The organism is Polaromonas potterensis (assembly GCF_033446725.1).
GTDB lineage: Bacteria > Pseudomonadota > Gammaproteobacteria > Burkholderiales > Burkholderiaceae_C > Polaromonas.
This window is the reverse complement of record NZ_JAWQLX010000020.1, coordinates 1-9,462: the sequence shown is the minus strand read 5'-3', so window position 1 is coordinate 9,462 and position 9,462 is coordinate 1. Positions and strand designations below refer to the sequence as shown.

Genomic DNA, 9,462 nt, shown 5'->3' with positions numbered 1-9,462 from the left:
GAACTGGGCGCGAGTGAGGCGATGCGTTTCAAGGATGCGCCAGTGTTCATCGGCCACGGCCAGTTGAAAAACGGATTTTGCGAGATCGACGGCAACGGTAGTAGCATTCATGTCGGACTCCTTTCTTTTGGATGAAGACCTGATCCCCACGCCAATGAAGACCAGAGCGCCACTGTCGCGCAAACAAACGGGGGAGTCCATCCCATCAATCAAGAGGACAGGCCTTCGGCTAGTCGCTTATGTCAAACGTCAAACCGCGCGAGATTTTTCTCTTCAAAATCGAAATGCCCTAAATCCATGACTGCTCCTATCGTCTTCGTCTCGTACTCGCATGATTCTCAAGAGCATAAACAATGGGTTCTTGACTTAGCGACACGACTGCGTAGTAGTGGAATCGATTCGATCCTTGACCAGTGGGATCTCGGCCCCGGTGGAGATCTTCCCCATTTCATGGAGCAAAGTATTGCTCGGGCATCTCGCATTCTCATGATTTGCACAGAGCGCTATGTTCAAAAGGCAAACGCGGGATCCGGGGGGGTGGGCTACGAAAAGATGATTGTCACTGCGGACCTGCTGAGAAAGATAGATTCGAGTAGGGTGATTCCAATTGTGCGTCAGCGAGGAACCACCACCCTGCCAATTTTTCTGGCGTCAAAGTTTTACATCGATCTTTCAACAGAGGATCAATTTGAAACAGGATTCGATCAATTGCTTCGAGATCTGCTTAACGCGCCTCTCTTTGTCAAACCGCCACTCGGAGCCGCCCCACTTCTACCTGCCGCAGGCACGGCGAAGCGAACTCAGCCGAATCCGCTAACGCAATTTATGTTGGCGATCAGCCATATTTATGAAGGCAGCTTCAATAGTGGCGGAGTTGACACTGCTGCGACACGACGGGTGATGGGAACATCGAAGCTGCTCTTCGACTACGCCCGGGATCTAGCCATTCGCGCCGGATTCGTCACTTCACAGGGGACGATGGAATACATCTGGGTGACAGACAAGGGACGACAAGAAATGATTAAATTGGCCGCTGATTTTCCCAATAAAGGGATTTAGAGGAAATTTAATGCCCAAATTGGCAGCGGGTTTTTATGTCGCGCGCTTTACCACGTACATCGGGTTCAGCGACGAAATTGACCGTAACTAAGTAAGAGAGGCCCCGCTTGATGTTGAAACCGGACCGTAAGAAATTCGGCGCTGATCCATTTGGCTACAGCGCATTGGCATGGCATCAGTGGGGAACGGCCCAGATTATTGCCGGTTTTTCAGTTGAGCCCAAAGTGGCACCAACAAGCGCAGACCTCAAGGATCCAATCCTCTGGGTGACGCAGGCAACTGCTCTTTCAGAGGCGGCAAAAATTTTACTTCGTACAGAACCTTCTTGGGAGCATATGCCCCTGACGGCGAGAGGTATGTGCGACAGCCAGTATTGCGCGGCTGCACTTATGTTGGTCGGCTACAGTCTGGAGGTGGGCCTAAAAGGTATGCAAATCATTAAGAAAGGGATCGAGGTATATACCAACGAAGAGCGGAGCTTCTTGCATCATCGTCTCGAAGATCTTGCCGAATTGGTTCCCAATCTAGACGCGAAAGACAAGGCGATTCTTCGATTGTTAACTCACTTCACTACATGGGCCGGTCGATACCCAGACCCAGGGAAAAAGTTCGAAAGCAGCGCGTCTGAGATATTTAATCTATCTGAGAAGAATCAACTAAACGGACGAGATCTCTTTGTATTAGCCTCTAAGGTAATGAATCACATGCAGGTTGTTGTCAATGAGTAGATTTGTTGTTCATTTAGGCCACGCCGAACCCTTCTCTTAAGCAGACTTTTTCACAATTCCCGCGAGGCGTGTCAAACATTAGAACTACTAAAGCATGTTTAAGCATCTAGTGAGTCCGCGCTACACATACAAGAAGCTGGAGCCCCCGTTTTATCGCGATGTCGTTGACGTATTCGAAGACAGAATGCGTGGATGGGTGCTCGGGCCTGCGCTGCAATTGCTCAGCAGTGATCCGAATTCGGTAGCAGCGATCACGCTCGCAACTAACTACTTTGAAGGCATCGAGATATATCATTCTGGAGAAGACAGCAGAGACCGGTCTCGGGAGTTCTTTCGGCGCGGATTTCAGAGAGTATTTTCGGTGCGTGATCAACCCCCGGACGTGCATGACTACATTGCTAACTGCCTGTACGGCATGCTTCGGTGTGGGTTTGCTCATGACTCCATGTTTCGCAGCGGCATAAACGTCAGTACTGTTCGCTCTGAACCAATATTCATCACCTACAAGAAGAAAGATGGTGAAGTTGATATGTCGGCTCGACTTGAGTCTGTTGTAATCAATCCATCAGTCTTTGTTAGCGGCGTGGAGCGGCATTTCAGCTCTTATATTTCTGCGCTGCGACGTGCAAGGGACATTACTCTAAAGTCCAACTTTGAGAAGGCGATTGCACTCAAGTGGCAGCTTGGCCGTCCTGGCAATGTCATTGGCATAACGGAGGAGCGGTTCTTCTCCGGGGCGCTTCCTGGTGAGAGTTAACCGCAGAAAGTGAGACCTAACTTCGTTAACTGCTAAACCAACAGGGCCGGATCGCGCCTTATTGCTAGCTACACCATCAATACTGCTTGTACGGCAAAAACTTGCCCGACCACACCACATTCACCCGATCCCCCTTGGAATCAGGCTGGCGCACGATGTCCATGGGAAAATCAATCGCGCTCATGATGCCGTCGCCGAACTCTTCGTGGATCAGCTCCTTGATGGTCGTGCTGTACACGCTGACGATTTCATACCAGCGGTAGATCAATGGGTCGGTGGGAATCGGTGTGGGCAGCGAGCCCTTGTACGGCACGACCCGCAGCCACTTCTGCTCTTTGGCGTTCAGGCCGAAGATCATGCCAATCACTTTCGCCTGCTTTTCGTCGAAGGTCATCTGGCCCAAGCAGCTGGCGGTTACTTACTCCTTGCTGAGGCCGACCTTCTTGACGTCCGATTCCCAGGTCAGGCCCTTGGACACTTTGACGGTAAGGATTTTTCGGTGATGTCATTGCGGTTCATGGTGACGCCAGTGGGCAATGAGTGGCTGGGTTAATTGGGAAATTAACTAGTCCGCAAATTCAGTAAACATTTTGTCAGGGCAGCGCCCGCTTGAGCCATTGCTTACGTAGTAGGCCCAGCGATACGCCATCTCTGTGTTGTCCTGGCAAGCCACGCCTTTGTACAACTTGCCATAAGTGGCTCTGGCACCTGAGGATGATCGAAAGCTGTCAACAACTTCAGTGACCAGCCCGCCATCTTTGGGATAAACCTTCAGCACGCCAAAAGACGCATTGCTAGGGATGTCGTAGTCAACATACAGTGCATTTCGTTCAGGATCCGGGTACGCCTTGGTTACCAATATGAAAACAGCTTGTTGTTGCTCCACCAACTCTTGCTGCGTCAGGTGGGTAAATGAGGTGGATTTGATTTTTGTGCTGAACTTCAGGGCTGGGCCCAGCACCAGCAGTGGTTGGCGCTCGCCCGTCGCCGCAGCGTTAAACCGATGTAGCAGCGGCTTTTTAAACCGGTTGATGACAGCCGAGAAGATTTCGTCATCGCTGAAATGTTGATGTTGAAGCTCCAAAGCCCAAACATGATTTGCAGCACCTAGACATAGCAACATGGCAGCAATCGATTTTTGTGTTTTGAGGTACATCATCGGTAGCTTATCAAGCCGGACAAGGTTCGGTCGGTGGTGAGCGCAGAATGTCGAGCTAAAGCACCATCACATCGCCAAGCGTGATTTGCACAAAGAGGAAGATCGCAAGATGTTCTTCGGGCTATAGGCTAGCCGATGCGACCTGGTCGTGGATCGTCGGCTTTGGTCGTTTGCTGGTTGCCCTGCCAGGTCAAGGGGCTCTAGGGCTTCCAACGTTCCAGTGCTTCCAGCGCGAGGCGCGAGGGTGCCAAGCGGCCCCCGAGCATCGGAATCAGTAAGTCTTGTACGGCAAAAACTTGCCCGACAACACCACATTCACACGATCGCCCTTGGGATCAGGCTGGCGCACGATGTCCATGGAAAAATCAATCGCGCTCATGATGCCGTCGCCAAACTCTTCGTGGATCAGCTCCTTGATCGTTGTGCCGTAGATGCTGACGATTTCGTACCAGCGGTAAATCAGCGGGTCGGTCGGCACCGGTGTCGGCAGCGAGCCTTTGTAGGGCACGACCTGCAGCCATTTCTGTTCTTCGGCGCTCAAGCCAAAAATTTTGCCAATGACCTTGGCCTGCTTTTCGTCAAAAGTCATCTGGCCCAGGCAGCCGGCGGTGACCCATTCCTTGCTGAGGCCGACTTTTTTGGCGACCGACTCCCAGGTGATGCCTTTGCTGACTTTGGCGGTGATGATTTTTTCGGTGATGTCGTTGCGGTTCATGGGGGCTCCGGGGGTTAACAAACCAGCGATGTGCTGCTGCTAGTCTTTAGCAAGCGGCATGCCCAGGCAGGTGCGGTCGGCGGGGTTCGTCCTGCGCCATCCCGGTGCGAATCATGGGTTGGGGGCTGTCACGGCCCCGGGCGGGTGCAAAAATCCCTGTAAAGTTGCCGTGCTTGCTTATCAACTGCCCCGCCTTGTAGCCCCCGGATGCCTCGACTGACCCTGACCCTTTTCTCGACCTTGCTCGCCGCCTTGTTTTTCCTGGCCGCCTGCAGCCCCACCTTCAACTGGCGCGAGGTGCGACCCGAGAACACCCGGCTCAGCCTGCTGTTGCCCTGCAAGCCCGACAAGGCGCAAAAAACCGTGCCGCTGGGCGGCCAGACGGCCCAGTTGTCCATGCTGGGCTGCGATGCCGGCGGCGCGACTTTTGCCGTGGCGGTGGCTGACATGGGTGACGCCGCCCACACTGGCGCCGCGCTGGCCCAGTGGCAAAGCCTGACGCTGGCCAACATGAAGGCCGGGCCGGTGGGGGTGGGCGCTGGCGCTACCCAGGTGTTGCCGTTCAAGGCGCCAGGCCTGGCGCCCGGGCTACCGGCGGTGCTGGTGAAGGCGCAGGGGCAACGTGCCGGCGGCAGCGCCGTGAGCGGGCAGGCGGTTTATTTTGTTCAGGGGGCGCAAGTGTTTCAGGTGGTCTTGTATGCCAGCCAGGTGTCGCCCGAGGTGGCCGAGACCTTTTTCTCAAGCCTCAAGCTGCAGGTAGCGCCATGACGCAGGCCTCCCAGACCTTGCCCGCCACCACGCTTGCGGTCCCGACGGACTATTTGAGTAAAAAAGCCGGTGCCATTGTGTTCCTGGCTTTTGCGGCCGCCTATTTCTGCTCCGCCCTGGTGCGCGCCATCACGGCCACCTTGTCCCCGGTGCTGACGCAGGAGTTTTCCTTGCATGCGCGCGACTTGGGGCTGCTGGCGGGTGGTTATTTCCTGGGTTTTGCGGCCACCCAGTTGCCGCTGGGGGCGTGGCTGGACCGTTATGGGCCGAAACGCGTGATCCTGTGTTTTCTGACGCTGGCACTGGTTGGCTGTGCGGCCTTTTCGATGGCCGGCAGTTTCGCCTGGCTGCTGGCCTCGCGCGTGTTGCTGGGCATGGGGGTGAGCGCTTGTTTGATGGCGCCGCTGACGGGTTACCGCCGCTGGTTTGACGCCGCCACCTTGCTGCGCGCCAATTCCTGGATGCTGATGACGGCTTCGCTGGGCATGCTGGCCTCGACCCTGCCGGTGCAATGGTTGATGCCGCTGACCGGCTGGCGCCCGCTGTTCTGGATTCTGGCGGTGATGATTATGCTGGCCATGGCGGCCATCGCCTGGCTGGTGCCGACCTGGAAAGTGACGGCGCCTGCCGCCGACGCTGTGCCCGTGGCCACCGGTTATGCGGACGTGTGGCGCAATCCTTATTTTCGAAGAATGTCGCCACTGGCGTTTTTCAACCAGGGCGGGCTGGTCGCCGTGCAGACCTTGTGGGCCGGCCCCTGGATGGTCAAGGTGGCGGGTTACACGCCGCTGGAGTCGGCCACCGGCCTGTTTTGCATCAATGCCACCATGCTGGTGACTTTCTGGACCTGGGGCATGGTCAACCCCTGGCTGGTCAGCCGCGGCTGGAGCGCCAACCGGCTGATCACCCGGGGCGTGCCGCTCAGCCTGATGGTGCTGGCCTTCAACATCCTGGGCGGTTCCTCCACGGGCTGGGTGGGCTGGGCGCTGTTTTGTGTGAGTTGCAGCACCATGGGGCTGGCCCAACCGGCGGTCAGCATGGCGTTTCCAGCCTCGCTGGCCGGACGCGCCATGTCGGCCTACAACCTGGTTATTTTTGCCGGCGTGTTTGTGATGCAGTGGAGTATTGGCCTGCTGATTGATGTGTTCAGTGCGGCGGGCCTGACGGAAGTCGCCAGCTTCCAGGCCGCCATGGGGGTGTTTTTGTGTTGTTGTATAGCCTCATACACCTATTTCCTCTGTACGAGAGCCGATAATTCCCGGCAATGAACGGCATTCTCATCATCGCCCATGCGCCGCTGGCTTCCGCCTTGCGGCAATGTGTGTTGCATGTGTTTCCCGATAACCCGGCGGGCGTGGTCGCGCTGGACGTTCAGCCCAACATGCCGCCGGAAGAAACCCTGGCGCAGGCGCGTATTGTGTTGCGCCAGCTTGGCACCTCGCATGCGTTGGTGCTGGCCGACGTGTTTGGCGCCACGCCCTGCAACGTCGCCCAAAAACTGGTGGACGGTGTGCGCTCCAAGCTGATCACCGGCGTCAACCTGCCCATGCTGCTGCGCACGGTATCCTATCGGCACGAGCCACTGGATGCGCTGGTGGCCCGCGCGGTAACAGGCGGAACACAGGGCGTGATGCAGGTGGCGATCACCGCACCGCAGAATCAAGCACCTCGACATCATGATAAAGACCAGCACGACCATCAACAATAAACTGGGCCTGCATGCCCGTGCCTCGGCCAAGCTCACCAAGCTGGCCGGCAGCTTTCCCTGCGAAATCTGGATGTCCAAGGGCGAGCGCCGCGTCAATGCCAAAAGCATCATGGGCGTGATGATGCTGGCCGCCGGCCTGGGCAGCCTGGTCGAGATCGAAACCGATGGAGCCGACGAGAAAAAAGCCATGGATGCGTTGCTGGCCCTCATACACGACAAGTTTGGAGAGGGGGAATAAATGCCCCCACGGTCGCTCGCTTCGCGTAGCTTCCTGCCCCCCGAGGGGGCCGCCCCGCCTGCGGCCCGGCGAAGCCGGTTCCGCGGCTCGGACTGGCATGGCCGGACGCGCTGTGCATCGCGGCTCGGCGCGGAGGATGCGTCGTGACTTTTTCCGTACATGGGCTGGCAGTTTCACGCGGCATCGCCATCGGGCGTGCCGTGCTGGTGGCGTCCAGCCGGGCCGATGTGGCGCATTATTTCATCGACGCCTCCAAAATCGCTGAAGAAATCCAGCGTGTGCGGGTGGCCCGCGATGCCGTCGCCGAAGAGATCGCCCGGGTGCAGCGGGATTTGCCCAAAGACGCGCCGCATGAACTGTCCGCGCTGCTGGATGTGCACCTGATGCTGCTGGCGGACGAGCAACTGAGCGACGGCGTCAAACACTGGATCACCGAGCGGCTTTACAACGCCGAATGGGCGCTGACCACGCAGTATGAAATCATTGCGCGTCAGTTCGATGACATGGAAGACGAATACCTGCGCGAGCGCAAGGCCGATCTGGAGCAGGTGGTCGAACGTCTTCTGGGTTTCATGAAAGGTGTGGCCTCGCCGGTGTTGCCTGCCGCACGGGCGGGTGTCGGTCGCAAACCGCGCCAGCAAGACCTGTTGCTGGACGACACCATGGATGTGCCGCTGGTGCTGGTGGCGCACGACATTTCGCCGGCCGACATGTTGCAGTTCAAGCAAAGCCTGTTTGTCGGTTTTGCGACCGACGTGGGCGGCAAAACCTCACACACCGCCATCGTGGCACGCAGCCTGGACATTCCGGCCGTGGTCGGCGCACGCAGCGCCAGCCAGCTGATCGAGCAGGACGACTGGGTCATCATCGACGGTGACGCCGGGGTGCTGATTGTCGATCCCTCGCCCATCATCCTGGCCGAATACGGCTTCAAGCAACGCCAGGGTGAGCTGGAGCGCCAGCGTCTGAACCGGCTCAAACACACGCCCGCCGTGACGCTGGACGGCCAGAAGGTGGAGCTGCTGGCCAACATCGAAATGCCTGACGACACGGCAGGCGCCGTCAACGTGGGCGCGGCCGGTGTCGGCCTGTTCCGCAGCGAATTTTTATTCATGGGCCGGACCGGCAAGCTGCCCGACGAGCAGGAGCAATACCTGGCCTACCGCAAGGCGGTGGAGGGCATGCACGGCTTGCCGGTGACGATTCGCACCGTGGACATCGGCTCGGACAAACCGCTGGACAAACTGGCCGGCCGGACCCAGGATGGGCAGCTGAATCCGGCACTGGGCCTGCGTGCGATCCGCTGGAGCCTGGCCGATCCGCCCATGTTTCTGACGCAGCTGCGTGCGATCTTGCGCGCGGCCGTGCATGGCCCGGTCAACCTGTTGGTGCCCATGCTGGCCCACGGCAGCGAGATCCGCCAGACCTTGTCGCTGCTCGACCACGCCCGCGCCGAACTGGACAACAAGGGCGTGGCCTACGGGCCGGTGCAACTGGGCGCGATGATTGAAATCCCGGCGGCGGCGTTGACCCTCAAGCTGTTTCTCAAATACTTCGACTTCTTGTCGATAGGCACCAACGATTTGATCCAGTACACGCTGGCCATAGACCGCGCCGACGAGTCGGTCGCCCACCTGTACGACCCCTGCCACCCCGCCGTCTTGCGCCTGATTGCCGACACCATTGCCGAGTGCAATGCGCAAGGCAAGGGGGTCAGCGTGTGCGGCGAAATGGCCGGTGACATCGGCATGACGCGATTGTTGCTGGGTCTGGGGCTGCGCAGCTTTTCCATGCATCCCTCGCGAATTCTGGCGGTGAAGCAGCAGGTGTTGCGTGCCGACGCGGGCAAGCTGCAGCGCTGGGCGCAGGATGTGCTGGACAGTGAAGAGCCAGCGGATCTTCTGTAGTCTTTTGCTATAAAAGAAGTAGCTGCTTGCGTCCGTACGGTAAGGGTTGTGGCCTTGTTTTATTCATAATCTCGGGCTAAATCCGTTCCCGCCGCCTTGGACTCCTGTTTTTGTGGTTTGCCGGTAAGCCGGGGTTGCCCGGCAGCAACTTACTTTCTTTTGCTTCGCCAAAAGATAAGTAAGCAAAGAAAAGGCGACCCCGCTGTCTGCGTCCCTTTGCTGGCGCGTCCTTGTCGTTTCAAGAGACCGTCATTCATGCACGCGCTTGCAGCACACGTAGCCAAATGAAGTCCCCCTCCCTCGCCCAGCGGGGCGAGGGGAATACGAAGGGACTTCCCACTTCACGGTAGCGGCATCAAGTGCCAAGATTGGGTTGTTGAATTCAATCTGAAACCTATATGAAGGAGAAGTCCCATGCGCGAG

At 57.7% G+C, this 9,462-nt stretch carries 10 protein-coding genes and 2 pseudogenes; 8 read left to right on the top strand and 4 right to left on the bottom strand.

All coding sequences use genetic code 11. The annotated features are described in order from the left end of the window. Positions 1-111, bottom strand: a pseudogene (locus R6254_RS21895) (IS110 family transposase); the annotation flags it as partial. A 186-nt stretch (positions 112-297) separates the two neighbouring features. On the opposite strand from R6254_RS21895, the gene R6254_RS21890 reads away from it, so the two are divergent. From R6254_RS21890 to R6254_RS21880, 3 genes are all read left to right on the top strand, one after another. Continuing rightward, positions 298-1,059: a toll/interleukin-1 receptor domain-containing protein gene (locus tag R6254_RS21890; RefSeq protein WP_318409801.1), complete on the top strand. Its 762-nt coding sequence runs from the start codon at positions 298-300 to the stop codon at positions 1,057-1,059. A 110-nt stretch (positions 1,060-1,169) separates the two neighbouring features. After that, positions 1,170-1,787, top strand: coding sequence for a hypothetical protein (locus R6254_RS21885; protein ID WP_318409800.1), 618 nt, complete (start codon positions 1,170-1,172; stop codon positions 1,785-1,787). A gap of 94 nt (positions 1,788-1,881) precedes the next feature. Further along, positions 1,882-2,544: a hypothetical protein gene (locus tag R6254_RS21880; protein WP_318409799.1), complete on the top strand. Its 663-nt coding sequence runs from the start codon at positions 1,882-1,884 to the stop codon at positions 2,542-2,544. A gap of 76 nt (positions 2,545-2,620) precedes the next feature. Here the strand turns inward: R6254_RS21880 and cynS (R6254_RS21875) are convergent. From cynS (R6254_RS21875) to cynS (R6254_RS21865), 3 genes and pseudogenes are all read right to left on the bottom strand, one after another. Beyond that, positions 2,621-3,063: pseudogene (cynS, locus tag R6254_RS21875) on the bottom strand (cyanase). Positions 3,064-3,109: 46 nt separating this feature from the next. After that, positions 3,110-3,703, bottom strand: a complete 594-nt coding sequence (locus tag R6254_RS21870; protein ID WP_318409798.1) for a hypothetical protein — start codon at positions 3,701-3,703, stop codon at positions 3,110-3,112. 271 nt (positions 3,704-3,974) lie between these two features. After that, positions 3,975-4,418 carry a cyanase gene (cynS, locus tag R6254_RS21865; protein ID WP_318409797.1) on the bottom strand — a complete coding sequence of 148 codons (444 nt, stop codon included), beginning with the start codon at positions 4,416-4,418 and terminating at the stop codon, positions 3,975-3,977. A 207-nt stretch (positions 4,419-4,625) separates the two neighbouring features. Between cynS (R6254_RS21865) and R6254_RS21860 the strand changes: the two genes are divergently transcribed. The 5 genes from R6254_RS21860 to ptsP all read left to right on the top strand — a co-directional run bounded on the left by R6254_RS21860 (position 4,626) and on the right by ptsP (position 9,039). Further along, complete coding sequence (locus R6254_RS21860; RefSeq protein WP_318409796.1) at positions 4,626-5,186, top strand: hypothetical protein; 561 nt, start codon at positions 4,626-4,628, stop codon at positions 5,184-5,186. Further along, complete coding sequence (locus R6254_RS21855; protein WP_318409795.1) at positions 5,183-6,454, top strand: MFS transporter; 1,272 nt, start codon at positions 5,183-5,185, stop codon at positions 6,452-6,454. The genes R6254_RS21860 and R6254_RS21855 overlap by 4 nt, the downstream gene beginning before the upstream one ends. Beyond that, on the top strand, positions 6,451-6,894 hold the full coding sequence (locus tag R6254_RS21850; protein WP_318409794.1) for a PTS sugar transporter subunit IIA: 444 nt from the start codon (positions 6,451-6,453) through the stop codon (positions 6,892-6,894). The genes R6254_RS21855 and R6254_RS21850 overlap by 4 nt, the downstream gene beginning before the upstream one ends. Next, positions 6,863-7,132: an HPr family phosphocarrier protein gene (locus R6254_RS21845; protein ID WP_318409793.1), complete on the top strand. Its 270-nt coding sequence runs from the start codon at positions 6,863-6,865 to the stop codon at positions 7,130-7,132. The genes R6254_RS21850 and R6254_RS21845 overlap by 32 nt, the downstream gene beginning before the upstream one ends. Positions 7,133-7,275: 143 nt before the next feature. Then, positions 7,276-9,039, top strand: coding sequence for a phosphoenolpyruvate--protein phosphotransferase (ptsP, locus tag R6254_RS21840; RefSeq protein WP_318409792.1), 1,764 nt, complete (start codon positions 7,276-7,278; stop codon positions 9,037-9,039). Positions 9,040-9,462: the final 423 nt, after the last annotated feature.

Coding starts and splice junctions, on each gene's coding strand:
- R6254_RS21880 (WP_318409799.1), top strand. CDS start 1,882: ATGTTTAAGCATCTAGTGAGTCCGCGCTACACATACAAGAAGCTGGAG.
- R6254_RS21855 (WP_318409795.1), top strand. CDS start 5,183: ATGACGCAGGCCTCCCAGACCTTGCCCGCCACCACGCTTGCGGTCCCG.
- R6254_RS21885 (WP_318409800.1), top strand. CDS start 1,170: ATGTTGAAACCGGACCGTAAGAAATTCGGCGCTGATCCATTTGGCTAC.
- R6254_RS21870 (WP_318409798.1), bottom strand. CDS start 3,703: ATGATGTACCTCAAAACACAAAAATCGATTGCTGCCATGTTGCTATGT.
- R6254_RS21890 (WP_318409801.1), top strand. CDS start 298: ATGACTGCTCCTATCGTCTTCGTCTCGTACTCGCATGATTCTCAAGAG.
- R6254_RS21845 (WP_318409793.1), top strand. CDS start 6,863: ATGATAAAGACCAGCACGACCATCAACAATAAACTGGGCCTGCATGCC.
- cynS (WP_318409797.1), bottom strand. CDS start 4,418: ATGAACCGCAACGACATCACCGAAAAAATCATCACCGCCAAAGTCAGC.
- R6254_RS21850 (WP_318409794.1), top strand. CDS start 6,451: ATGAACGGCATTCTCATCATCGCCCATGCGCCGCTGGCTTCCGCCTTG.
- R6254_RS21860 (WP_318409796.1), top strand. CDS start 4,626: ATGCCTCGACTGACCCTGACCCTTTTCTCGACCTTGCTCGCCGCCTTG.